At 62.8% G+C, this 23,259-nt stretch carries 24 protein-coding genes; 19 read left to right on the forward strand and 5 right to left on the reverse strand.

The window, feature by feature from the left end:
- Positions 1–454 precede the first annotated feature (454 nt).
- The gene (locus F1735_RS23675) at positions 455–1,102 is read left to right on the forward strand and encodes a DUF642 domain-containing protein (RefSeq protein WP_167239238.1); all 648 of its coding nucleotides are present in this window, start codon (positions 455–457) and stop codon (positions 1,100–1,102) included.
- Positions 1,103–1,284: 182 nt separating this feature from the next.
- Positions 1,285–2,991 carry a 30S ribosomal protein S12 methylthiotransferase accessory factor YcaO gene (ycaO, locus tag F1735_RS23680; protein ID WP_167239213.1) on the forward strand — a complete coding sequence of 569 codons (1,707 nt, stop codon included), beginning with the start codon at positions 1,285–1,287 and terminating at the stop codon, positions 2,989–2,991.
- 106 nt (positions 2,992–3,097) lie between these two features.
- Here the strand turns inward: ycaO and F1735_RS23685 are convergent, their stop codons facing one another.
- Positions 3,098–3,499, reverse strand: coding sequence for a DUF3597 domain-containing protein (locus tag F1735_RS23685; protein WP_167239214.1), 402 nt, complete (start codon positions 3,497–3,499; stop codon positions 3,098–3,100).
- A gap of 40 nt (positions 3,500–3,539) precedes the next feature.
- Entirely contained in the window at positions 3,540–4,058 is a 519-nt protein-coding gene (locus F1735_RS23690) for a hypothetical protein (protein WP_167239215.1), read from the reverse strand.
- 224 nt (positions 4,059–4,282) lie between these two features.
- Between F1735_RS23690 and F1735_RS23695 the strand changes: the two genes are divergently transcribed.
- The gene (locus tag F1735_RS23695; protein WP_167239216.1) at positions 4,283–4,633 is read left to right on the forward strand and encodes a DUF1294 domain-containing protein; all 351 of its coding nucleotides are present in this window, start codon (positions 4,283–4,285) and stop codon (positions 4,631–4,633) included.
- A gap of 18 nt (positions 4,634–4,651) precedes the next feature.
- Here F1735_RS23695 and F1735_RS23700 read toward each other — a convergent pair whose 3' ends face one another.
- Positions 4,652–5,314: a DJ-1/PfpI family protein gene (locus F1735_RS23700; RefSeq protein ID WP_167239217.1), complete on the reverse strand. Its 663-nt coding sequence runs from the start codon at positions 5,312–5,314 to the stop codon at positions 4,652–4,654.
- A 90-nt stretch (positions 5,315–5,404) separates the two neighbouring features.
- On the opposite strand from F1735_RS23700, the gene F1735_RS23705 reads away from it, so the two are divergent.
- From F1735_RS23705 to F1735_RS23735, 7 genes are all read left to right on the forward strand, one after another.
- Positions 5,405–6,406: a GlxA family transcriptional regulator gene (locus tag F1735_RS23705; protein ID WP_167239218.1), complete on the forward strand. Its 1,002-nt coding sequence runs from the start codon at positions 5,405–5,407 to the stop codon at positions 6,404–6,406.
- 34 nt (positions 6,407–6,440) lie between these two features.
- Positions 6,441–7,193, forward strand: coding sequence for a glycerophosphodiester phosphodiesterase (gene ugpQ, locus F1735_RS23710; protein WP_167239219.1), 753 nt, complete (start codon positions 6,441–6,443; stop codon positions 7,191–7,193).
- Positions 7,194–7,287: 94 nt separating this feature from the next.
- The gene (gene alaS, locus F1735_RS23715) at positions 7,288–9,894 is read left to right on the forward strand and encodes an alanine--tRNA ligase (protein ID WP_167239220.1); all 2,607 of its coding nucleotides are present in this window, start codon (positions 7,288–7,290) and stop codon (positions 9,892–9,894) included.
- Positions 9,895–10,236: 342 nt separating this feature from the next.
- Positions 10,237–10,464, forward strand: coding sequence for a sulfurtransferase TusA family protein (locus F1735_RS23720; protein ID WP_054268154.1), 228 nt, complete (start codon positions 10,237–10,239; stop codon positions 10,462–10,464).
- A gap of 206 nt (positions 10,465–10,670) precedes the next feature.
- Positions 10,671–11,420 carry an electron transfer flavoprotein subunit beta/FixA family protein gene (locus F1735_RS23725; RefSeq protein WP_167239221.1) on the forward strand — a complete coding sequence of 250 codons (750 nt, stop codon included), beginning with the start codon at positions 10,671–10,673 and terminating at the stop codon, positions 11,418–11,420.
- Between the two features lie 40 nt (positions 11,421–11,460).
- Complete coding sequence (locus tag F1735_RS23730) at positions 11,461–12,393, forward strand: electron transfer flavoprotein subunit alpha/FixB family protein (protein WP_167239222.1); 933 nt, start codon at positions 11,461–11,463, stop codon at positions 12,391–12,393.
- Positions 12,394–12,518: 125 nt separating this feature from the next.
- Complete coding sequence (locus F1735_RS23735; RefSeq protein ID WP_167239223.1) at positions 12,519–14,309, forward strand: acyl-CoA dehydrogenase; 1,791 nt, start codon at positions 12,519–12,521, stop codon at positions 14,307–14,309.
- A 160-nt stretch (positions 14,310–14,469) separates the two neighbouring features.
- On the opposite strand, the gene F1735_RS23740 is transcribed toward F1735_RS23735, so the two are convergent.
- Positions 14,470–14,916, reverse strand: a complete 447-nt coding sequence (locus F1735_RS23740; protein ID WP_167239224.1) for a glycine zipper 2TM domain-containing protein — start codon at positions 14,914–14,916, stop codon at positions 14,470–14,472.
- 171 nt (positions 14,917–15,087) lie between these two features.
- Between F1735_RS23740 and F1735_RS23745 the strand changes: the two genes are divergently transcribed.
- Positions 15,088–17,112: a hypothetical protein gene (locus F1735_RS23745; RefSeq protein WP_167239225.1), complete on the forward strand. Its 2,025-nt coding sequence runs from the start codon at positions 15,088–15,090 to the stop codon at positions 17,110–17,112.
- Here the strand turns inward: F1735_RS23745 and F1735_RS23750 are convergent.
- Complete coding sequence (locus tag F1735_RS23750; protein WP_167239226.1) at positions 17,103–17,519, reverse strand: NINE protein; 417 nt, start codon at positions 17,517–17,519, stop codon at positions 17,103–17,105. The genes F1735_RS23745 and F1735_RS23750 overlap by 10 nt on opposite strands.
- 243 nt (positions 17,520–17,762) lie before the next feature.
- On the opposite strand from F1735_RS23750, the gene rpsP reads away from it, so the two are divergent.
- The 8 genes from rpsP (at position 17,763) to F1735_RS23790 (ending at position 23,259) form a co-directional block, all read left to right on the forward strand.
- The gene (gene rpsP / locus F1735_RS23755) at positions 17,763–18,023 is read left to right on the forward strand and encodes a 30S ribosomal protein S16 (protein WP_166896139.1); all 261 of its coding nucleotides are present in this window, start codon (positions 17,763–17,765) and stop codon (positions 18,021–18,023) included.
- Between the two features lie 33 nt (positions 18,024–18,056).
- Positions 18,057–18,587, forward strand: coding sequence for a ribosome maturation factor RimM (gene rimM, locus F1735_RS23760; protein ID WP_167239239.1), 531 nt, complete (start codon positions 18,057–18,059; stop codon positions 18,585–18,587).
- A 23-nt stretch (positions 18,588–18,610) separates the two neighbouring features.
- Positions 18,611–19,357: a tRNA (guanosine(37)-N1)-methyltransferase TrmD gene (gene trmD, locus F1735_RS23765; RefSeq protein WP_167239227.1), complete on the forward strand. Its 747-nt coding sequence runs from the start codon at positions 18,611–18,613 to the stop codon at positions 19,355–19,357.
- A gap of 265 nt (positions 19,358–19,622) precedes the next feature.
- Positions 19,623–20,009, forward strand: coding sequence for a 50S ribosomal protein L19 (gene rplS / locus F1735_RS23770; RefSeq protein ID WP_054266855.1), 387 nt, complete (start codon positions 19,623–19,625; stop codon positions 20,007–20,009).
- Positions 20,010–20,076: 67 nt separating this feature from the next.
- Entirely contained in the window at positions 20,077–20,742 is a 666-nt protein-coding gene (locus F1735_RS23775; RefSeq protein ID WP_167239228.1) for a CoA pyrophosphatase, read from the forward strand.
- A 282-nt stretch (positions 20,743–21,024) separates the two neighbouring features.
- A complete protein-coding gene (locus tag F1735_RS23780) occupies positions 21,025–22,002 on the forward strand; it encodes a CobD/CbiB family protein (protein WP_166896145.1) in 978 nt (325 codons plus the stop codon).
- A gap of 339 nt (positions 22,003–22,341) precedes the next feature.
- Positions 22,342–22,686 (forward strand): DUF3579 domain-containing protein, encoded by a 345-nt coding sequence (locus F1735_RS23785; protein ID WP_166896147.1) that lies wholly within the window; start codon positions 22,342–22,344, stop codon positions 22,684–22,686.
- Positions 22,687–22,809: 123 nt separating this feature from the next.
- Positions 22,810–23,259: a CBS domain-containing protein gene (locus tag F1735_RS23790; protein WP_167239229.1), complete on the forward strand. Its 450-nt coding sequence runs from the start codon at positions 22,810–22,812 to the stop codon at positions 23,257–23,259.

Genomic DNA, 23,259 nt, shown 5'->3' on the forward strand with positions numbered 1-23,259 from the left:
AGCTGCTCTGGGGTAGAATTCATGTCGGGCAAGGTGTGTTCGTGCTGATAGGGTAGGTTTTTAGATAACTCCCATTCTATCAATCACTTACGGCATTCTTGCCCTTTTTTGTGCAAAATTCAGGCTATCTGGCTGAAGTAGTTTTCGCGCACGCGGTTGAGCGTGCATTCGAGCCCGCCCCAGAGGGCGAGCGGCTGGCATGCTGCATCGCTGTCAGATGTTTGCATAGGCTCACTCATAACATTTAAGCAATCTGACAAATTAGATATCCGGGGCCGCCGAAAAGTTCAGTTTGTTGCTGCGCGAGCGCGCGGCGATGGCAACAAAGAAGGTAGATTTGCTGGTAAACAGGAAATTTTTGTTAGCGGTGTACAAAGATGATATGGATCAATGATATGCTTCGCTATCAATTACGTAACAATAGTTTCTCTTAATTCAACAGATCAGGATATTCATGAAATTCACAGCACTTCTGAGCGGCTTGTTCGCCGCCGCCATGCTCGTCAGCGGCGCAGCCCGCGCTGAACTCGTCAACAACGGCAGCTTCGAAATCAACAAGTCGTCCGGTTCGTGGCAGCAATTCAGCGCGGTCAACGGCTGGACCTCGAGCAACGGCGTTTTCGAAATCCAAAAAGGCGCCAAGCAGGGCGGCATCGCCGGTTTCAACCCGTACGCAGCCAATGGCCGCCAGTACCTGGAACTGAACAGCACCGGCCTGAGCTCGGTGTGGCAAATGATCGACACCTCGGCAGCCGGCCTGTACTCGGTCTCGTTCGCCTTCTCGGGTCGTCCGGACACCGCTGGCGGCGCCAACAGCGCGATGAATGTGTACTGGGGCGACACCAAGTTGAACGATTCGCTGCTGATGGGCGGCACCAATGGCCAGTGGAGCTTCTTCAGCATCACCGACCTGGCCGCCACCAGCGCGCTGACCAAGCTGCGTTTCGAATCGGTTGGCCCGAGCTCGTCGCCGACCTACGGTTCCTACCTCGATGCCGTGTCGGTCGACGTGACCCCGGTACCTGAGCCGGAAACCTACGCCCTGTTCCTGTTGGGCCTGGCAGTAGTCGGATTCACCACCCGCCGCAACAAAAAAGCCTAACTGACGCCTCCACGCGTTTCCGGCGCCCAACAGCGCCAAACCGGGGTCAGAGCTTTAATTAGAAACATTTCTAATTAAAGCTCTGACCCCGGTTGTCGTTCGCTTGTCGTTTTTGTTGCTGTATGATGCGTACCGACTTCCTCCGCCTTTTTCGCAGTGCCCCCACCTAACAGAGAATTCGCATGAAAACCTTCATTCCAGGCAAAGACGCCGCCCTCGAATCGACCATCGACACCATGCAGGCCAAGCTGGCCGCGCGCGGTTTTCATCTGAACGAGTCGTCGTTGCTGCATGAGGTCGACGGCATCTGGTCGACCCATATGAAGGATAACGATTGTCCGATGCTGTTTTCGAACGGTAAGGGCGCGACCGAGCTGGCCGCGCGCGCCAGTGCCTACGGCGAATTCTTCGAACGCCTCGGCACCCACTATTTCTGGACCCACTTTCACCTCGGCGAAACACGTGCCAATCGTCCTTTCGTGCATTATCCGCAGGAACGCTGGTTCAAGCCGGGGCCGGACGGCGCCTGGCCGGCCGGGATGCTCAATCCGGAACTGCACGCCTTTTATAATCCCGACAGCGAAATCGATGCCGAGGTGCTGGTCGACTTGAACTCGGGTAACGTCGAACGCGGTATCTGCGCGCTGCCGTACAAGCGCCTGCGTGACGATAGCGAAACTTTTATCCCGGTCAATATCATCGGCAACCTGTATGTCAGCAACGGCATGGCCGCCGGCAATACGATGATGGAAGCGCGCAGCCAGGCGCTGTCCGAAATTTTCGAGCGCCAGATCAAGTACCGCATCATCAGCGAAGGCTTGTGCCTGCCGGAAGTGCCGGACGAGGTGCTGGCGCGCTTTCCAAACATCAAGGCCGGCATCGATGGCTTGCGCCGCGCCGGTTTCGGCATCCTGGTCAAGGATGCTTCGCTCGGCGGCAAGTATCCAGTGATGAATGTGACCCTGGTGCATCCGAAAGACCAGGGCGTGTTCTCCAGCTACGGCGCGCACCCGCGCTTCGAGATCGCGCTGGAACGCGCCATGACCGAATTGCTGCAGGGCCGCGCGCTCGATTCGCTGGAAGGCTTCCCGGAACCGGGCTTCGACATGAGCGAGATCAACGCGGTGGCCAACCTGGAAATCCATTTTGTCGATTCGAGCGGTGTGATCAGCTGGAATTTCATGGGCGACACGCCCGATTACCCGTTTGTCGACTGGAACTTCAGCACCACCACCGAAGAAGATTACAACTGGCTGGTCGATTGCATCCATGGCGAAGGCAAGGATATCTACGTGGCCGATTTCAGCGAGCAGGGCGCGTACAGCTGCCGCATCCTGGTGCCGGGCTTCTCCGAAATTTATCCGGTGGAAGACCTGGAATGGGAAAACAATAGTATCGGCAACCTGATCCGTCCAAAGCTGGTGCGCCTCGATACCCTGAGCCAGGAAGAATGCGCAGCCTTGCTGGAAGACTTGCAGACCATGAACGTGAACGACGAGCGTCCGCTGTGGGAAATCCTGGGCCTGGCCATTCCGCTCGGCACGCCGTGGAAGCAGTTGCGCATCGGCGAGCTGAAAACGCTGCTGGCGCTGGCGGTGGGCGATCAGGACGGCATCCTCGAAGGCTGCGACTGGATCCACCACTTCAAGGACCTGGCCCCGGCGCGCCGCCTCGTATACCGCTGCATCGAGAGCATGCTCAATGTGGAAGATGTGGATAACTACCGCCGCTCGATGGTCTTGCTGTACGGCGAAGACACCGTGCGCCAGGCCGCGGCCTTGCTCGACCGTAGCGAGCGCTTCTTCGGGCTGGACACGCTCGGCGCCGACATGCAGGGCAGCGCCATGCACCAGACCTTGCTGGCCGCCTACGACAAGCTGTTCGTGTAAATCGTCAGCGCCAATAAAAAACGCCGCCGGGTCGATCGCCCGGCGGCGTTTTTTTTTCGTCCTGGGATGGGCGGGACCGCAGTCCCGCCCGGCACGCTGCTCGTCATCAGTCCTTCAGGTCGGCCGGCACCTTGCCGCCATTGGCCGCCAGCTTGTTCATGACCTGGCGGTGCAGCCAGATATTCATCGAGGCCGAATCGCTGGTGTCGCCCGTGAAGTGGAGCTCGGCCGCCAGTTCCTTGCGCGACTGCAGGCTGCTGTCCAGGTTCAACAGTTTCAGCAGGTCGACGATGGAGGTGCGCCAGTTCAGGCTCTGGCTTTGTGGCATGCCGTTGAGAATGGCTTCCACATCGACCTGGTCCAAGGCCGCTGCCGGGGCGGCAGCTGGCGCCGTCGCGGGTGCTGCCGGGGCCGCGCCTGCGGCTGGCGCCGCCGGGGTGGCGCCAGGCTGGACGGCCGGGTGCGACGAAGGGAAGATTTTGTGGAAAATATTGCTGAGAATGCCCATGGAATACCTCTTTTTTTGTTGGTGAATGAATTGAAACGGATTAGTGCTTCATGCCTTCGGCCATGCGGCCGAGCACGATCGCCAGCGCCGCGCCGCCGATGGTCTTGACCAGGGTCGGATGCTCGGCGTAAAAGTCGCCCATGCGGTCGACGATGCTTGGATTGTTGCGTTCGGCGTCTTCCGCGATCTGCTGGACTTGCTCGGGCGTCAGCTGGGCCGCTTGTTCCGGCGTAATCGCGGCCGGCGTCTCGCCGCCACGGAACAGGTTGCCGAGGGCGCCGCCCGCGATCGAGCTGAGCAGGCCAGGGCCGACGTTGCTGATCAGCTGGTTGAGCATGCCGGCGCGCTGGTTGGCGTCGCTGTGGCCGAACAGTTGGCCGATCATTTGCGGGAACGGCGGCGTCTGGTCGGAACGCAATGCCTCCGACACGCCCTGGGCCACCGTGCTACGCGGCGCGTTCTGCGCGACCTGGTCGAAGTCGTCCACGGCACGCCCGCCATTGTTGCCGGCGGCGCCGCCCAGGTATTGCTGTAACAGATTGCCAAGATCGAAAGCCATATAACCTCCACTGAAATTGAGAAGACCAGCGCTGCCAGCCAGCGCGAAGCCGATGCGGGAGCTTAGGCCGGCGCGCCCGCGGCATCTGTACGCCAGCGCACCGTTGGAGGCTGAAATTTGCTTATCGGGCAAGTTTACTCTATTTACGGGAAACGGTTGCGTGGCAAGCCGGCGCCCTCTAAGCTGGCGCCTTTTCACGTTCCCACGTTCCCACGCTCCCGCCGATGCCCTATTTGTCGATCCTGTTGTTTGGCGCCGTGTTCGCGGGCGCTGTGCTCGCCTGGCATGTTCCACTGTGGGCGGGCGCGCTGTACCTGCCCGCCAGCGTCGTTTGCTTTGTCGTCTACGCGCGCGACAAGGCGGCGGCGCGCGCCGCACGGCGCCGCACCCCGGAACGCACCCTTCTGCTGCTCGGACTGCTGTGCGGCTGGCCGGGCGCGGTAATGGCCCAGCAGTGGCTGCGGCACAAGTCGTCCAAGCGGCCGTTTCAAATGGCGTTCTGGGGGACGGTGCTGTGCAATATGGCCGCTTTTGCCTACCTCGTGTCGCCGCTGTCGTTCGTCCGCATGCTGTAAGCGGCACGCTGGCGCAGCTCAGAACGGGATCACCCGGGCCGCCAGCCGCGCGGCGCCGTGCTGCTCCACGTGGCGGACCAGGTCTTTGGCCATCTGCGGCTGCTCATCCGGCGTGCCATTGCCAAAGGGTGGGGCGGGATAGTATTCGATGCCGAGCTGAATCGTTCGGGCCAGTTGTTCTCCGCCAATCAAGGCTGCGAGGAAGAGGGCGGCATCGATGCTGGCTGAAACGCCAGCGCCGGTAATGAGCTTGCCATCGCGCTGGTAGCGTTCGGTGCCGACCAGCGCGCCATACGCGGCCACATGCTCGCGCGCGAACCAGTTGGTGCTCACCTTCTTGCCCTTGAGTAGCCCGGCAGCGCCCAGGATTTCGGCGCCGTTGCAGATGCTGACGGTCCAGGCGCTGGTCGCGTGCAGGCGCCGTACGCAGGCCATCAGCGCGGCGTTGCCGAGCGCGGCGGCCACGCCGGGGCCGCCCGGCAGGTACAGGATATCGGTCGCGTCCAGCTGCCCGAAGCTGCGGTAGGCGGCCATGCCGAGGCGGCCGGTGTCGCTGGCGACCAGTCCGCTGTGGTTGGAGACGAACTCGACTTCCATGGCGGGAATGTTCGCCAGCACTTCATAGCCGCCCACCACGTCCAGCGCGGTAAAGCCGTCAAACAACAAAATCGATAATCGCATGGGTTTCTCCTGTCGTGAGTCGTCATTGTCGGCTTGCGCGCCGGCGCGGGGAAGTGGCGATACCGCCATCTTTCATGGCATACTCGCCAGATGAAAACCACGCGCATCGCGATATTGGCGTACCACGGCTGCATGGGCATGGAAGTATTCGGCCTGTGCGATACCTTGTTGCTGGCCAACCGGGTCGGCGCCGCGCTCGACGCGGCGGCGGCGCCCCTGTTCGAGGTCATCGTTACCAGTCTCGGCGGCGGACAGGTCAGGGCGGCGGGCGGCATTCCGATCGGCACGCGCAAACCGGTCGCCGCACCCGACCTGCTGGTGGTGCCGGGCATGGACCTGGCCGACCGTCATGGCTGCATGGCGCCTATCGATGCGCTGGCCCCCGAAGTGGCTTATCTCGCCAGGGCGTTCGCGCGCGGCACGCCGGTGGCCGCCGTGTGCGTCGGCGCGTTCCTGCTTGGCGATGCGGGCTTGCTGGACGGGCGCCGCGCCACCACCTCATGGCTGTTTGCGCCCGACCTTGCGCGGCGCTTTCCTGCGGCCAGGGTCGATCCGGCCGCCATGCTGGTCGACGATGGCGGGGTGACCACGACCGGCTCGTTTACCGCCGCGTTCGACCTGGCGCTGCACCTGGTCAGGCAGGGCGCGAGCGTCAGGGTGCGGCGGGCCGTGGCGCGCATGGGTTTGCTGGACGAGGGGCGCACCAGCCAGGCGCCCTTCATCGATACGCGCATGCTGGCGCGGCCCGAAGGCACGTTCGCCGCCAGCGTGTACGCCTGGCTCGATCAGCGCCTGGCCGCGCCGTACCACCTGAAGCGGATCGCGGCGGCGTTTCACGTCAGCGAGCGCACCTTGCTGCGCCGGATGAAGGACGAAACGGGGCAAACGCCGCTGGCGTATGTGCAGCAGGCCCGCGTCGGCAAGGCCAAGCTGCTGCTGGAGTCGACCTCGCTGAGCGTGGCGCAGGTGACCGAACGGGTCGGTTACGCCGATGCGGCCACCTTCGGCGCGCTGTTCAAGCGCCATGTCGGGCAGTCGCCGGCCGCATACCGGCGCCGTTTTTGCGCGACCAAGGGGGGCGGCGGCAAATGAGCCCGGTAAAAACGCTTTATGATAAGGTGCATCTATGTGGAACTACCCTCAATTCCTGGCCCATCGCGGCGGCGGCAAGCTGGCGCCCGAAAACACCATCGCCGGCCTGCGCTGCGGCTTCGCGCACGGCTTTCGCGCGGTCGAGTTCGATGTCATGCTGGCGCGCGATGGCGTACCGGTCGTCATGCACGACCCCTACCTGGGGCGCACCGTCGCCGGTTCCGGCAATGTGTTCGATTACGACGCCGCCGAGCTGGTCGGCATGGACGCCGGCAACTGGTTCGGCGCCGGCTTTCGTGGCGAAACAGTGCCGCTGTTTACCCAGGTCGTCCAGTTCTGCAAGGACCACGGCATCTGGATGAATATCGAAATCAAGCCCGCCCCCGGCTTCGAGGAGCAAACGGGCAGGGTGGTGGCCAGCCTCACGCGCGCCCTGTTCGGACGCGAGATCGCCCAGGACAAGCCGGGCCGGGTACCCTTGCTCTCGTCCTTCAGCCCGCTGGCGCTGGCGGCCGCCATGCAGGCCGCGCCCGACCTGCCGCGCGCCTTGCTGCTCGACCGCCTCGAGCAAGGCTGGCAAGACCAGGCCGGCGTGCTGCGGGCGGTGGCGATCCACACCAACCACAAGCATTTGACCCAAGCGCTGGCGCAGCAGGTCAAGGATGCCGGTTACGGCCTGTTTTGCTACACCGTCAACGATCCGGCGCGCGCGCGCGAGATCCTGGGCTGGGGCGTGGACGCCTTCTGCACCGACCGCATCGACCTGATCGGGCCCGATTTCGCGTAAGCCACGGCCGGCGCCGCCCGGCCCGGTGTTTACTCCGGTTCCATACGCTATAATCGTTTTTTTATAGCATGCTGCCTTCTTACGCCCATACGACATGAAATCATCCGAAATCCGCGACAAATTCCTGAAGTTCTTCGAATCCAAAGGCCATACGATTGTCCGTTCGAGTTCACTCGTACCGGGCAACGATCCCACCCTGATGCTGACCAACAGCGGCATGGTGCAGTTCAAGGATGTGTTTACCGGCACCGACAGCCGTCCGTACACCCGCGCCACCTCGGTGCAGCGCTGCGTGCGCGCCGGCGGCAAGCACAATGACCTGGAAAACGTCGGCTACACCGCGCGTCACCACACCTTCTTCGAAATGCTGGGTAACTTCAGCTTCGGCGACTACTTCAAGCGCGACGCCATCAACTACGCCTGGGAGCTGCTGACCAAGGTGTACGGCCTGCCGTCCGAGAAGCTGACCGTCACCGTCTACATGGAAGACGATGAAGCCTACGACATCTGGGCCAACGAAGTGGGCGTGCCGAAAGAGCGCATCATCCGCATCGGCGACAACAAGGGCGCGCGCTACGCGTCGGATAACTTCTGGCAGATGGCCGATACCGGCCCGTGCGGCCCATGCACCGAGATCTTCTACGACCACGGCGCCGACATTCCCGGCGGCCCGCCAGGCTCGCCCGACGAAGACGGCGACCGCTTCATCGAAATCTGGAACCTGGTGTTCATGCAGTTCAACCGCGACGAAGCGGGCGTCATGCACAAGCTGCCGAAACCGTGCGTCGATACCGGCATGGGCATGGAGCGCCTGGCCGCCGTGCTGCAGCACGTACACTCGAACTACGAGATCGACCTGTTCCAGGCATTGATCCGCGCCGCCGCGCGCGAAACCGGCGCGCTTGATCTCGAAAACAAATCGCTGCGCGTGATCGCGGACCACATCCGCGCGTCGGCCTTCATGATCGTCGACGGCGTCATTCCGGGCAGCGAAGGGCGTGCCTACGTCCTGCGCCGCATCATCCGCCGCGCGCTGCGCCATGGCCACAAGCTGGGCCAGGCCAAACCGTTCTTCTTCAAGCTGGTGGAAGACCTCAACATCGAGATGGGCGCGGCCTATCCGGAACTGGCCGCGGTCAAGAAGCGCGTGGCCGACATGATCGAAGCCGAAGAAGTCAATTTCGGCCGGACGCTCGAAAACGGCATGAAAGTGCTGGAAGCGCAGCTGGCCAAGAACCCCGGCAAGCTCGATGGCGCCACCGCCTTCCTGTTGTACGGCACCTATGGCTTCCCGCTCGACCTGACCGCCGACATCTGCCGCGAGCGCGGCATCGACTTCGATGAAGCGGGCTTTCATGAAGCCATGAAGCGCGACAAGGAAAACGGCGGCGGCGTCGCTGGCGTCAAGCAGAAAAACGTCGAATACACGGGCGAGAAAAACAAGTTCGTCGGCTACGACAGCCTGGTACACGCCAGCCGCGTGGTGGCCCTGTACGCCGACGGCGGCGCGGTGCGGGAACTGGCGGCCGGCCAGGGCGGCATCGTGGTGCTCGACACCACGCCGTTCTACGCCGAATCGGGCGGCCAGGTGGGCGACCAGGGCGTGCTCGCATCCGATGGCGCCACGTTCGCCGTGCAGGACACCCTCAAGGTGCAGGCCGACGTCTTCGGTCACCACGGCGTGCTGACGTCGGGCGTGCTCAAAGTGGGCGATACGGTCAGTGCCAACGTGGACCAAGCCAGGCGCGCGCGCACCATCCGCAATCACTCGGCCACGCACCTGATGCACAAGGCGCTGCGCGAAGTGCTGGGCGAGCATGTGGCGCAAAAAGGCTCGGTGGTCGATCCGGACCGCACCCGTTTCGACTTTTCGCACAACGCGCCGCTGACGGCGGACCAGATTGCGCAGGTCGAAGTCATTGTTAACCGCGAGATCCTCGAAAACCACGCCACCGCCGCGCATAACATGACGTTTGACGACGCCGTCAAGCATGGCGCGATGGCGCTGTTCGGCGAAAAATACGGCGACGAAGTGCGCGTGCTCGACATCGGCTCGTCCAAAGAGTTGTGCGGTGGCGTCCACGTGGGCCGCACCGGCGACATCGGTCTTTTCAAGATCATCGGTGAAGGCGGCGTCGCCGCCGGCATCCGCCGCGTCGAAGCGGTCACCGGCGAAGGCGCGCTGGCGCTGGTGCAGTCGCTTAACCGCCGCGTGCAGGAAGCGGCTGGCGCACTGAAAACCACGCCGGACGAACTGGCCAGCCGCATCGGTCAGGTGCAGGATCAGGTCAAGTCGCTGGAAAAAGAACTGGCCGCGCTGAAGTCGAAACTGGCAGCGAAGCAGGTCGATGAACTGGTGATCACGGCGCTCGATGTGAACGGCATCAAGGTCGTCGCAGCGGTGCTCGACGGCGCCGATGCCGCGCGCCTGGGCGAGGCCGTGGACAAGATGAAGGACAAGCTGAAGACGGCCGCCATCGTGCTCGCCAGCGTGGCCGACGGCAAAGTGGCCCTGGTGGCCGGCGTGACGGCCGATGCGATTTCCAAGGTCAAGGCCGGCGAGCTGGTCAACTTCGTCGCGCAGCAGGTGGGCGGCAAGGGCGGTGGCAAGCCGGACATGGCGCGTGCCGGCGGCACCGATCCGAGCGGCCTGGATGCGGCGCTGGCCGGCGTGACAGTCTGGGTGGCCGAACGCGCGTAATGTGTACGTCGTCCCCGCGCCAAGGCGGCCCCCGCCGAGGGCCGCCTTGGCGCGGGGGCGACGGTGAATGCACGGGGGCGACGGTGAATGCACGGGGACGAGGTGATATACCATGCGTCACAGTACGGTGCGTACCGACTGGCAACTTCACTTCAGACGATTCTTACACGCAGCTTACAATTATGATTGCAGCACCGTTATTGTCGTTGTGACCATGCAACAAGCGATTTTAATATTGGTGCGGTGCGTCAAATTTGCGGATTTGGAGTATATTTGTTGGGTGAGTAGTCTAATCCACCCTAAGAGCAAGCGATGAGCGATACAACTTTCGACAGCGAGATCATGGAATACCAGAAGGAACTCGACGCACGGGGACTCAATTGCCCACTGCCGATCCTGAAGGCCAAGAAGGCGCTCGCGGAAATGGAAACCGGCGAAGTGCTGCGCATCGTCGCCACCGATACCGGCTCCGTTCGCGACTTCCAGGCCTTTGCCAAGCAGACCGGCAATGCACTTGTTTCCCACACCCAGAACGGCCGCGAATTCATCTTTTTGATGCGCCGCAAATAAGCTCCCGGATGGGGCAGCGCAGCGTCACGCCCCGCGATTTTCCCTCAGACAATTTCCCGATTTCATGACAAAGCCCGATGATTAGGTGTTTTCCTCTAGCTAAAAATCGCACGATCGTGCTTAAATTTAGCGGGAAAACGGTTTTTCTCTTATAATCTAGGCCACTTTAGTCAAGTCACCCTATTCATTCTTCCAAAGGCACCCCTATGAAAGTCCTGGTTCCCGTCAAACGCGTGGTCGACTACAACGTCAAAGTGCGCGTGAAATCCGACGGCAGCGGCGTCGATATCGCCAATGTCAAAATGTCGATGAATCCTTTCGACGAGATCGCGCTGGAAGAAGCGATGCGCCTGAAAGAAGCCGGCAAGGTCACCGAAGTGGTGGCCGTGTCCTGCGGCGTGACCCAGTGCCAGGAAACCCTGCGCACCGGCATGGCCATTGGCGCCGACCGCGCCATCCTGGTCGAAACGGGCGCCGAGCTCGAACCGCTGGCCGTGGCCAAGCTGCTCAAGGCGCTGGCCGACAAGGAGCAACCGCAGCTGATCATCCTGGGCAAGCAAGCCATCGATGACGACTCGAACCAGACCGGCCAGATGCTGGCCGCCCTGCTGGGCTGGCCGCAAGCGACGTTCGCCTCGAAAGTCGTGCTGGAAGACGGCAAAGTGACCGTCACGCGCGAAGTCGACGGCGGCCTGGAAACCCTGTCGCTGACCTTGCCGGCGATCGTCACGACCGACCTGCGCCTGAACGAGCCGCGTTATGTCACGCTGCCGAACATCATGAAGGCCAAGAAAAAGCCGCTCGACGTGGTCAAGCCGGAAGAGCTGGGCGTCGATATCGCCCCGCGCCTGAAGACCCTGAAAGTCGTCGAGCCAGCCAAGCGTTCGGCCGGCATCAAGGTGCCGGATGCGGCGACCCTGGTCGCCAAGCTGCGCACCGAAGCCAAAGTTATCTGATCGCGGCCTGGCCGTCTCACCTAAAAATACAGGAAAAATCATGGTCGCATTAGTCATTGCTGAACACGACAACGCCTCCCTCAAGGGAAGCACCCACCACACCGTTACCGCCGCCATCGAGTGCGGCGGCGAAGTGCATATCCTCGTTGCCGGCTCCAACTGCGGCGGCGCAGCGGCGCAGGCGGCCGCGATCGCCGGCGTGACCAAGGTATTGGTCGCCGACGCCCCGCACCACGCCGACGGCCTGGCCGAAAACGTGGCCGAGCAGGTCCTGGGGCTGGCGCAATCGTACTCGCACATCCTGGCGCCGGCAACCGCCTACGGCAAAAACATTTTGCCGCGCGTGGCCGCCAAGCTGGACGTGGCGCAGATCTCCGAGATCACCAAGGTCGATTCGCCGGACACCTTCGAGCGTCCTATCTACGCCGGTAACGCCATCGCCACCGTACAGTCGCTTGATAAGATCAAGGTCATCACCGTGCGCACCACCGGTTTCGATTCGGCCGCGGCCGAAGGCGGCTCGGCTGCCACCGAAGCCATCGGCGCGGTGGCCGATTCGGGCAAGTCGACCTTCGTCGGGCGCGAACTGGCCAAGTCGGATCGTCCTGAACTGACCGCCGCGAAAATCATCGTCTCCGGTGGCCGCGGCATGGGCTCGGGCGACAACTTCAAGATCCTCGAGCCGCTGGCCGACAAGCTGGGCGCCGCCATGGGCGCTTCGCGCGCAGCGGTCGACGCCGGCTTCGTGCCGAACGACTGGCAAGTTGGCCAGACCGGCAAGATCGTCGCGCCATCGCTGTACATCGCGGTCGGCATCTCCGGCGCCATCCAGCATTTGGCCGGCATGAAGGATTCGAAGACCATCGTCGCGATCAACAAGGATCCGGAAGCGCCGATCTTCTCGGTGGCCGACTATGGCATCGTGGGCGATCTGTTCGAGGTTGTGCCTGACCTGGTCAAGCAACTCGGCTAACGCCGCGTCGGCAAAGCCGCGTCGGCAAAGCCGCAAAGCATCCGCAGTCAACACCTGTAGGGTGGGCACGGGAACCCTGTGCCCACCCTACACGTCCATTGGAAGTGCAATTTTAGGAGATCAAGGTGACTTACAAAGCCCCGCTGAAAGACATGCTGTTCGTGATGAACGAACTGGCCGGACTGTCCACCGTCAACATGCTGCCCGGTTGCGAAGACGCCACCGCCGACACGGTCGAAGCAGTCCTCGAAGAAAACGCGAAATTCTGCGCCAACATGGTCGCGCCGCTGAACCATGCCAGCGACAAGGAGCCGAGCTTCTGGCACGACGGCCAGGTGACGACCTCCAAGGGCTTCAGGGAGGCCTTCAAGGGCTTTGCCGAAGCCGGCTGGCAGGGTGTGCAGCACCCGGTCGATTTCGGCGGCCAGGGCTTGCCCAAGCTGGTGGCCACGCCCTGCATCGAGATGCTTAACGCGTCGAGCATCTCGTTCGCGCTGGTGGCCTTGCTGTCGGACGGCGCGATCGAAGCGCTGCTGACCGCCGGCTCGGATGAGCAGAAGGCAACCTACCTGGAGCCGCTGGTGTCGGGCAAATGGACCGGCACCATGAACCTGACCGAGCCGCAGGCCGGGTCCGACCTGGCCGCCGTGCGCACGCGCGCCGTGCCGCAGGGCGACGGCACCTACAAGGTGTTCGGCACCAAGATCTTCATCACCTACGGCGAGCACGACCTGACCGAGAACATCGTCCACCTGGTGCTGGCGCGCACGCCGGACGCGCCAGCGGGCGTGAAGGGTATTTCGCTGTTCATCGTACCGAAGTTCCTGGTGGGCGCCGACGGCTCGCTGGGCGCGCGCAATGATGCGCACTGCGTCTCGATCGAGCACAAGCTGGGCATCAAGGCCAGCCCCACCGCGGTGCTGCAGTTCGGCGACAACGGCGGCGCGATCGGCACCCTGGTCGGCGAAGAAAACCGCGGCCTCGAATACATGTTCATCATGATGAACGCGGCGCGCTTCGGCGTGGGCTTGCAGGGCATCGGCCTGGCCGAGCGTTCCTACCAGCAGGCCGTGGCCTTCGCCAAGGACCGCGTGCAGTCGCGCGACCTGGCCGGATCCGCTGGCCCGGTATCGATCATTCACCACCCTGACGTGCGCCGCATGCTGATGTCGATGCGCTCGCAGGTCGAAGCGGCGCGCGCGCTGGCGTATGTAGGCGCGGGCATCAGCGACGTCGCCCACCACCACCAAGACGCGGCCGTGCGCGCGTCCAACCTGGCGCTGTACGAGTACCTGGTGCCGGTCATCAAAGGCTGGTCGACCGAAATGTCGCAGGACGTCACGCGCGACGGCGTGCAGGTTCACGGCGGCATGGGCTTCATCGAAGAAACCGGCGCGGCGCAGCACTACCGCGATGCCAAGATCCTGACGATCTACGAAGGCACGACCGCAATCCAGGCGAACGACCTGGTGGGCCGCAAGACGGTGCGCGACGGCGGCGCCGTGGCCAAGTCGATCATCGGCCAGGTGCGCGAGACCGAGGCGCTGCTGGCGGCGCAAGAGGGCGCGGACTTCAAGGCGATCCATCGTGCGCTGGCCGACGGCAGCGTGGCGCTCGAAGCGGTGGTGGAGTACGTCGCCGCGAACATGAAGAGCGACATCAAGGGCGTGTTTTCGGGCAGCGTGCTGTATCTGAAGCTGGCCGGGATTGTGCTCGGCGGCTGGGTGATGGCGCGCGCGGCGCTGGTGGCGCAGGCCAAGATCGATGGCGGCGCCGGCGACGCGGGCTTTTACAAGGCCAAGATCGCCACGGCGCGCTTCTTTGCCGATCACATCCTGACGCAGGCGCCGGGATTGCGCATCGCGATCGTGGAAGGTAGTGCGGGGGTGCTGGCGTTGACGGAAGAGCAGTTCTAAGCAAGCCGTTAGCGTTTTACGTATTCGCTACCTTTGTTCCGTCGTTCCCGCGCAGGCGGGAATCCAAGTTCCTCGAGCCGTCTACGCTGCGCTACAAACTCGGGTTCCCGCCTGCGCGGGAATGACGACTCAAAGTTAAGCGGGAAGAGCGGCCGCTTCCCTACGACCGCCGAATCGAATTACCCGCATTGCGCACGCGATCCCCGCGCTGCATCCCCGGCTGGTTGTTGAACCTGAACGAGCGGCGCTGGCCGTTGTCGTACTGGACATCCACCGTCCACACCGTGCGCGCATTGGCGCGTTCCTGGATCTTCTTGCCCGCATACGCACCACCGATCGCTCCGGCCACGGTGGCAACCGTGCGTCCCGAACCGCGGCCGACCTGATTGCCCAGCAGCCCGCCCACGGCGCCGCCGCCAACCACGCCCAGCGCATTGGCCTGGCCATTCTGGCGCGCGCTGCGCACCGCCGTCACCTTGCCGCAGTCGCGGCACACCGCCCGCGCGTCATTGCGATGATGGTCATGGTCGCCGCCGCGTGCCTGCGCCGCACCCGTCACGCTGCCCAGCGCCAGTACCAGCGCCAGCGCCACATTGAGTTTCATCATTTTCTTCTCCTGATCGGTTTATCGTGCTCGCCAACGAGCGGCATGCCGCATTGTAGATCACTTGGGAACAGCAATTATTCGCGGCAAGGATGTGCTTCGTCCGCGCCCATCTGTTTATAATCGCGAGATGGTCTTTACATCCCGCGCTCGCCTTATCCAACAGGACATATCTTGAACATTCGTCAATACGCAGTGCGCCTTCCGGCAGCCCTGGCCATCGCCACTTTGTTCGCCGCTTGCGGCGGCGGCGGCGGCAATCCGAGCAGCGTTCCCGGCAAGGTCGACACCCCGGTGCCGACGCCCACTCCTACGCCCACGCCTACGCCCACGCCGGGCGATGTCAAGCCCGATGGCTGCAAGGCCTATATCGTGGCCGACAAAACCGTCGCTGCCGGCAAGGCCGGCGGCGCCAGCGTGCTCTCGTGCGGCGGGCCGCTGGCCGATGTGAGCTGGAGCCAGGTGAGCGGCCCGGCGGTCACGCTGCAAGCGGCGCGCAGCCCGACCGTGTCGTTCGAAACGCGCGAGAAGGGCGTGATCGTCCTGCGCGCCGATGTCGTCCTGGCCGACGGCGCGCGCCTGTCGCTCTCGACCGAGGTGACCGTGGGCGACGCCCCGGCCGGCAGCTTCATCAACCTGCGCGCCGACCATTCCGTGCGTCCCAACGTGCAAACCTCGGTGCGCGCCTGGCCGACCCTGACCGGCGGCGACACCATCGCCAGCATCGTCTGGACCCAGGTCAGCGGCCCGACCGTGACGATGGACGCCAAGGACAAGTTGCTGATGTTCAAGGCGCCCACCTCCGGCACCGACGTGGCGCTGCGTTTCCGCGCCACCATGACCACCAGCAGCGGCCTGAAGGACAGCGACGACGTGTTGATCAGCCTCGACCAGCAGGTGCCCGGCAACGCCGACACCCTGTTCAGCACGCCCACCGCGCGCGTGCATCCGTACCGCCAGGCCAGCGCCTACGCCGGTGTGCTGGCCAAGTGTACTTACGATGTCAAGGTGTACTACGATACCTCGTCCAACAACACCCTGTGCCGCGCGCAGGAGCTGCCGCCGCTGCAGACCGAAGCGGGCGTGGGCGTGGTGCCGAGCGTGGCCCAGATCATGGGCCGGGTGCTGGTGTCGCATGACTTCCTGGGCGCCAATTTCGAGCAGTTCCTGATGACCCAGGACCCCGACAGCGACTTCCGCCGCCTGCTGGCGAGCACGTCCGCCATCGTGATCGGCTCGCATGTGCGGCCGAGTTTCTACAGCGCCGGCACCGGGGCGATTTACCTGGACGCCAACAACCTGTGGCTGAGCGCCGAGCAGCGCGACGTGGTCACCGAGGTGCCCGACTACCGCTCCGCCTTCGACGACGACCTGAACTTCATTCCGCTGGGCCGTTCGGTGAAAAACAACGAGAACGCGCGCCGCAGCTATCCGTCCACCGCGCGCGTGACGCGCACCACCGACGACTTGCTGTACGACCTGGGCCGCTTGCTGTACCACGAGCTGGCGCACGCCAATGACTTCCTGCCGTCGGTCAACCGCGCCGTCAATCCGCAGCGCTCGATCTGGGAAAACATCGCCGAGCGCGTCGGCAGCCGCACCTTGCCGTCGGACGCGCTGGCGGTGCAGTATCCGCTGCAGTCGGCCGAAATGCTGGCCATGGGGCAGGTGCTGTACCAGGGTGAGACGGCCACGGCGGCGCAGAAGTCCTACACGGCGGCCGAGATCGGCGGTTTCTTCGGCGCCGACCGCGCATCGGACGACTACGCCTACTCGGTTTACAAGTCCGACAGTTCGCGCGAGGACCTGGCGATGCTGTTCGAGGAATTCATGATGAGCTACCGCCATAACGTGTACTACGACGTGGCCTATGCCAACCAGCCCACCGGCAGCGAACTGATCATCGGCTGGGGCCAGCGCGGGCGCATCGGCGAGGCGACCATCAGGCCGCGCGTCAAGCTGGTGCTGGAGCGCATTGCGCCGTGGATCGACCTGACCGCCGTGGACCGCCTGCCGGCGCCCGTCATGATGAAGCCGGGCGCGAGCTGGGAAGCCAATCTGGCGCTCTATCCATCGGGCATGGCCAAGCGCTCTGCCTTGCGTATCGAGTCAAGCGAGGAGCGCGCCGCGCGCCTGAAAGCCGACATCAAGCCGCGCGAGCGGCATGGCAAGATGACGCCGGATGCGCGTCAGCCGTAGGATCCGCCGGTGTAAAGCAGGTCGAACAGGCGGGCGAGGGTGGAGATACCCATCGTCGCCGCCACCAGCATTGTGCAAACCAACAACACTGCCAGTGGCCAGTTCGATGCCGACTTGCGGCCTGAGCCGGCGTTGAAGGCGGCGTCGAACTTCTCGTCGGGCATCAGGCCGATCACCAGCGCTTCGATGCAGCCGACGATGGCCGAGACGACCAGCGGCAGGATCTTGAAGAACCAGTTGGCCTCGGGCACGAGGCCAATGACCAGCCCGGCAATGGGCAGGCTGGCCACGTGCAGCAGGCCCAGCTTGTCGAGGCTGCCGCGCAGGTAAAAGCGGTGTGCGCCGAGGGCGCCCAGGATCAGGGCGAGGAAGCTGGCGAAGGTTTTGTTTTTGTGCGATGGGGGCATGAGGCGGTAGACGGATGGGGGAAAGCTGGCAGTATCGGTCAATTCCGCAAGGAACGCACGGCCCGCTGCCCGATGGTTCCGGCGATACCCCCACGATGCAGTTGGCGGTTCGCCCCAAAATAGGCGATAATCTTTGCTTCGCCCCGAAGTGCGCGCCCTGTTGTCATTAACGCTTGCTGCTGCGCGGCATTGCGCGCTATAATTGTCGGCTTTTTCCGCCCAGCACAACTTTTTGGAATTATTATGGTCGTTATTCGTTTAGCTCGTGGAGGCGCCAAGAAGCGCCCGTTCTTCAACATCGTTGCAACGGACTCGCGCAATCGCCGCGACGGCCGCTTCATCGAGCGCATCGGTTTCTACAACCCGATGGCAGCTGGTGGCGAAGTCGGCCTGCGTATCACCGCAGACCGTCTGGCTTACTGGCAAGGCGTTGGCGCACAATTGTCGCCAACCGTTGCACGTCTGGTGAACAGCCAGCCAGCAGCGCCAGTAGCAGCAGCCTAAGCAGGTCCGGGTTTGAGCGGTACAGCATCCGGGGTGCAAGTCCCTGACGACCTGACGCAAGTCGGGTACGTGTCCGGCGCTTTTGGCGTCACCGGTTCGATTCGGGTCACCCCGTTTTCCACCGACGCGGATGGGTTGCTGAGCGTGAAAACCTGGTGGCTGGATAAACCCAGCCTGCAATCCGTCTCCGTACGGACTGCGAAAATACACGGCGGCGACGTCGTGGCCCAGTTGGCAGGTACGCTCGGGCGGGATGCCGCGGAGGCGCTGAAAGGCGCCGCTGTTTCCATCCCGCGCAGCCAGTTCCCGCAACTGCCGGCCGATGAATTTTATTGGTCCGATCTGATCGGGCTGAATGTAGTGAACCTGCAAGGCGAGGCCTTGGGGCTGGTGTCCGACATGATGCATAACGGTGCGCAATCGATTTTGCGCATCACGCCGGTGCCGGGCGCTACAGACGATGCAAAGGCGCCCGAGCGCCTGATTCCGTTTGTGGACCAGTTTGTCAAAACAGTTGACCAGGCAAGCAAGACCATCACGGTGGACTGGGGTCTGGATTATTAAGACCGCAACAAGGCGGGAGCGCCATGCAATTTGATGTCGTGACCTTGTTTCCCGAGATGTTTGCCGCGCTGACGCAGTCGGGGGTGACCCGCCGCGCGTTCGAGCAAAAACGCTGGGGCCTGTCGACCTGGAATCCACGCGATTTCACGACCGACAACCACCGTACCGTCGACGACCGCCCGTATGGCGGCGGACCGGGCATGGTGATGCTGGCCAAGCCGCTGGAAGCGGCCATTGGCGCCGCCAGGCAGCGCCAGGTGATGCTCGAGCTGCCGGCGCCGCGCGTGGTGTTCATGTCGCCGCAGGGCAGGGCGCTGACGCATGACCGGGTGATGGATTTGAAGGATGAAGCGGGCTTGATCGTGCTGTGCGGACGCTACGAAGCGGTCGACCAGCGCTTGCTGGACCGCTGCGTCGACGAGGAAATCAGCCTCGGCGACTTCGTGCTGTCGGGCGGCGAACTGCCGGCGATGGCGCTGATGGATGCGGTGGTGCGGCAGTTGCCGGGCGTACTGAACGACGACGCCTCGGCGCTCGAAGACAGTTTCGTCAACGGCCTGCTCGATTCGCCCCATTACACCCGTCCCGATACGTATGAAGGCGTGGCGGTGCCGCCGGTGCTGATGAAAGGCAACCACGCCGAGATTATCAAGTGGCGGCGCGAGCGCATGCTCGAAGCGACCGCCAGTAAGCGGCCCGATCTCCTGGCCCGTGCGCGCAGCGCCGGATTGCTGAGCAAGGCCGATGAAAAGTTTCTTGCAGGTTTGTAAATCTGCTAAGTAAGTGTGCAGAAATTATTGTGATTTATAGCGAACAGAAGCGGATGCCTTGCAAGGCGCCCGCCGCGACGCAGTGCGTGTACTGCTAGCGGTGGGCAACGCAGCAAGGCGCCGCTTATGGAAGCTATAAATTACAAGAATTTATGCGCACTTACTTAGTGCAGTACCACTGTGCAGGCAATCTCGCTTGTATCAGTAACCCCATCCTCTACTGGGCGAATGCAGCGCCAGCAAGATGGTTATCGGAGTCTTCAAAATGAATTTGATTCAGCAACTTGAGCAAGAAGAAATTGCCCGTCTGGGTAAGACTATTCCTGATTTCGCACCTGGCGATACCGTGATCGTCAACGTCAACGTGGTCGAAGGCACCCGCAAGCGCGCCCAGGCATACGAAGGCGTCGTGATCTCCCGTCGTAACCGTGGCCTGAACTCGAACTTCATCGTTCGCAAGATCTCGTCCGGCGAAGGCGTCGAGCGTACGTTCCAGCTGTATTCCCCGCTGATCGCATCGATCGAAGTCAAGCGTCGTGGTGATGTTCGCCGCGCCAAGCTGTACTACCTGCGTGAGCGTTCGGGTAAATCGGCACGTATCAAAGAAAAACTGCCAAACCGTCGCGCTGCAACTCCAGCCGCTGCCAAGTAATCGGCATCTGCGTTGCAAAAAAGGCATCCGATCCGGATGCCTTTTTTCGTTTTGAAGGACAATACCCTTGCCCAAGATTATTTTCGATCCAGAAAAATTACCCGTTGAAGCCCTCGGTGGCGAAGCGGCGCTCGACCCCGGGCGCCTCGCGCCGGCGTGGCTGCGCCAGCGCTTCGCCAGTCCGCCGGACTGGCAACCTGAGCCGCCGGGCGAATCCTGGGGCGGGCGCAAGGAATTGATGCCGGCCTCGGTGCTGCTGCCGCTGGTGCAGCGTCCCGCCGGGCTGACCATGTTGCTGACCGTGCGCACCGCGCATCTGTCGGCGCACGCGGGCCAGATCAGCTTTCCGGGCGGACGTGCCGAAAGTTATGATGCCTCGGCCGTTGCCACCGCGCTGCGCGAGAGCGAGGAAGAAATCGGCCTGCAACGCCGCCATGTGGAGGTGATCGGCACCTTGCCCGACTATATTACCGGCACCGGTTACCGGGTCACGCCGGTGGTGGGCCTGATCGCGCCGCCGTTCGCGCTGGCCGCCGACGCCAACGAAGTGGCCGAAATCTTCGAAGTGCCCTTGCAATTCCTGATGGACGGCATGAACCACCAGCGCCTCTCGCTGGAACTGCCCGAAGGGGCCGGACAGCGCAGCTTCTACGCCATGCCGTATGATCGCTTCTTTATCTGGGGCGCCACCGCCGGCATGCTGCGCAATCTGTTTCACTTCCTGCGTGCCTGAACGGAGCAAGGCTTTTTATGCTCACTTCTCGCCAAAAAATGTAGAGCCGTCATTCCCGCGCAGGCGGGAATCCAAGGCCTCCATGCTACGCGAAGGTGCCTTGGATTCCCGCCTGCGCGGGAATGACGGCTCCGAATTTAGCGCTACTGCGTGGGTCTGGGAGCAATCCCCTGCCGGCTCGCAGCGCCAATATGTTTGATTCCATCGGTGCTCTGCGCTATCGTAGCGGGCATTGATGAATTGCTCTGCTGCTTCATTTCAAAAAGTACAAAAGGACCTTCGATGACATTTCTCTCCATTCTCTGCGCGCTGCTGATCGAACAGCTCAAGCCGCTGCGGGCAGACAATCTGATTTATGCGGAGATCAAGAGTTTTGCGATGCGCATGGAGGGCTGGTTCAACGCGGGCGACGCCAGCAACGGACGCATGGGCTGGGTGCTGGTGATCCTGCTGCTGGTCGGCCCGACCGCCCTGATTTCCTGGCTGCTGTACAACTACCAGCTGGTGTTCATCGCGTTTGCGTGGAATGTGCTGATTGTGTACCTGACCCTGGGTTTCCGTCATTACAGCCATTATTTCAGTTCGATCCAGGCAGCGCTGAGCGGCGGCGACGAGGCCGGCGCGCGCTCGCTGCTGGCGGAGTGGGCGCGCATCGACACGGTCGGCATGGAAGCGTCGGAAGTGGCCCGCATCGCGGTCGAAAAGTCGCTGCTGACCACGCACCGCAATGTGTTCGGGGTGTTTTTCTGGTTCTTGATCCTGGGGCCGGCCGGCGCGGTGATGTACCGCGTGTCGGAATACCTGGCGCGCGCGTGGAACGAACCCGATCACATGCGCAATGAAGCGTTCGGCCAGTTCGCCGCGCGCGCGTTTTACTGGATCGACTGGCTGCCGGTGCGTTTGACGGCGGTCGCGTTCGCGGTGGTGGGCAATTTTGAAGATGCCATTTATGCATGGCGCAATTTCGCCCATCGCTGGAGCGACGAAGCGCGCGGGATTATCTTGTCGGCCGGCGGCGGCGCCATGGGCGTGCGCCTGGGCACGCCGAACGAAAATGCCTCCAAGGTCTTGCCGCCGGATGCGGCGACCGTGGACAGCACCTATAGCGAGGTGGAAGTGATGCCGGGGGAAGAGCCGAACGCGCGTGCGCTGCAAAGCACGGTCGGATTGGTGTGGCGGGCGTTGCTTTTATGGATGCTGCTGCTGTTGCTGTTGTCGGGTGCGGTTGGTTTGGCTAATATTGGGCAAGTGGCGACGTAATGCCGCTCCCGACTTTTCGGAATTGACCGCAGAACTGAAAACCGTCATTCCTGCCATTGGCAGAAATGACTTCCCGCGCCAAGGCGGGAACCCAAGTTTGCTTATCCGCTAGTGGCGTCAGTACGACATTGGGTTCCCGCCTGCGCGGGAACGACGTGGTGGTGGTGGTGGGGGGGGGCGGCGACATTGGAGGGCGCCTCCCGCATCCAGGCCGCATCATTCTGCAAGCTCAACTCTTCTATAAGATATAATACTCGCGTTGCACAGCAGCACCTGATTCACTGGCCCGGCGCTTGCGCCTTCGTCTCCACGCATCTTCTTGTTCCCACGACCCGCCCTATGGCCGAGTTATCCGAAAGCAAGAAAAAACTCGCCGACGAGTTTTTCATTCTTGGCCTCACCAGCGATGGCAGGCAGTTCCGCCCCAGCGACTGGGCCGAGCGGCTGTGCGGCGTCATGTCCTGCTTTCGCCCGGAAGGCTCGGGCGGCCGCAATGCCCACCTCCAGTTCTCGCCCTACGTACGCCCGACCATGCTCGACGGCGTCAAGGCCGTGGTGGTCAACAACGACCTCCAGAAACTCGAACCGCTGGCCTACCACTTCGTCCTCAATTTCGCCAAGGACAATGATCTCCAGATCATCGACGCCTGTATCCTGCCCGAACCGGGGGAGCTTAAAATCTGAAAAGCATCACCGGTGTTTTGAGCAAGATCAAACCGGCAATAGAAAGAGCGCGTTAATTTAAGTCTTTGCGCGCCCATCTGTGCGCGCGCAAGCCACGAGCGCCGAGCCGCTCAGGAGACCATCATGCGCATAGGCGAAATCTGCACTGTCCCATCGAGTTACTGCAAGGGCGACGAAACGGTCCAGGCCGCAGCCTTGTTGATGCGCAAGCATCACGTTGGCGACCTTGTTGTCATAGATCAAATCAACGAGGAACGCATTCCGGTCGGCATCCTTAGCGACCGCGACATCGTGGTGTCCGTCATTGCGCTCGGGCTCGATCCGGCCAGCCTGCTGGTGGGCGACATCATGAGCGCCGACCTCCTGACCGCGGCGGAAGACGACGACGTCTACGAAACGATCGAACGGATGCGTTTTCGCGGCATCCGGCGCGTCCCCGTGGTCAACAACGGCGGCGGGCTGAGCGGCATCGTCAGCGTCGACGACCTGCTCGAATTCCTGGCCGAGGAAATGGGCGAACTGTCGCGTATCTGCTCGCACCAGCAAAGCCACGAAAAACGCGCGCGCCAGTAG

This window comes from Massilia genomosp. 1, from assembly GCF_011682185.1.
Classification (GTDB): Bacteria; Pseudomonadota; Gammaproteobacteria; order Burkholderiales; family Burkholderiaceae_D; genus Telluria_A; species Telluria_A rubra.

Coding starts and splice junctions, on each gene's coding strand:
- rplS (WP_054266855.1), top strand. CDS start 19,623: ATGAATTTGATTCAGCAACTTGAGCAAGAAGAAATTGCCCGTCTGGGT.
- F1735_RS23725 (WP_167239221.1), top strand. CDS start 10,671: ATGAAAGTCCTGGTTCCCGTCAAACGCGTGGTCGACTACAACGTCAAA.
- ycaO (WP_167239213.1), top strand. CDS start 1,285: ATGAAAACCTTCATTCCAGGCAAAGACGCCGCCCTCGAATCGACCATC.
- F1735_RS23730 (WP_167239222.1), top strand. CDS start 11,461: ATGGTCGCATTAGTCATTGCTGAACACGACAACGCCTCCCTCAAGGGA.
- F1735_RS23780 (WP_166896145.1), top strand. CDS start 21,025: ATGACATTTCTCTCCATTCTCTGCGCGCTGCTGATCGAACAGCTCAAG.
- F1735_RS23705 (WP_167239218.1), top strand. CDS start 5,405: ATGAAAACCACGCGCATCGCGATATTGGCGTACCACGGCTGCATGGGC.
- F1735_RS23785 (WP_166896147.1), top strand. CDS start 22,342: ATGGCCGAGTTATCCGAAAGCAAGAAAAAACTCGCCGACGAGTTTTTC.
- rpsP (WP_166896139.1), top strand. CDS start 17,763: ATGGTCGTTATTCGTTTAGCTCGTGGAGGCGCCAAGAAGCGCCCGTTC.
- trmD (WP_167239227.1), top strand. CDS start 18,611: ATGCAATTTGATGTCGTGACCTTGTTTCCCGAGATGTTTGCCGCGCTG.
- F1735_RS23720 (WP_054268154.1), top strand. CDS start 10,237: ATGGAATACCAGAAGGAACTCGACGCACGGGGACTCAATTGCCCACTG.
- F1735_RS23790 (WP_167239229.1), top strand. CDS start 22,810: ATGCGCATAGGCGAAATCTGCACTGTCCCATCGAGTTACTGCAAGGGC.
- F1735_RS23740 (WP_167239224.1), bottom strand. CDS start 14,916: ATGATGAAACTCAATGTGGCGCTGGCGCTGGTACTGGCGCTGGGCAGC.
- ugpQ (WP_167239219.1), top strand. CDS start 6,441: ATGTGGAACTACCCTCAATTCCTGGCCCATCGCGGCGGCGGCAAGCTG.
- F1735_RS23690 (WP_167239215.1), bottom strand. CDS start 4,058: ATGGCTTTCGATCTTGGCAATCTGTTACAGCAATACCTGGGCGGCGCC.
- F1735_RS23750 (WP_167239226.1), bottom strand. CDS start 17,519: ATGCCCCCATCGCACAAAAACAAAACCTTCGCCAGCTTCCTCGCCCTG.
- F1735_RS23675 (WP_167239238.1), top strand. CDS start 455: ATGAAATTCACAGCACTTCTGAGCGGCTTGTTCGCCGCCGCCATGCTC.
- alaS (WP_167239220.1), top strand. CDS start 7,288: ATGAAATCATCCGAAATCCGCGACAAATTCCTGAAGTTCTTCGAATCC.
- F1735_RS23695 (WP_167239216.1), top strand. CDS start 4,283: ATGCCCTATTTGTCGATCCTGTTGTTTGGCGCCGTGTTCGCGGGCGCT.
- F1735_RS23700 (WP_167239217.1), bottom strand. CDS start 5,314: ATGCGATTATCGATTTTGTTGTTTGACGGCTTTACCGCGCTGGACGTG.
- F1735_RS23685 (WP_167239214.1), bottom strand. CDS start 3,499: ATGGGCATTCTCAGCAATATTTTCCACAAAATCTTCCCTTCGTCGCAC.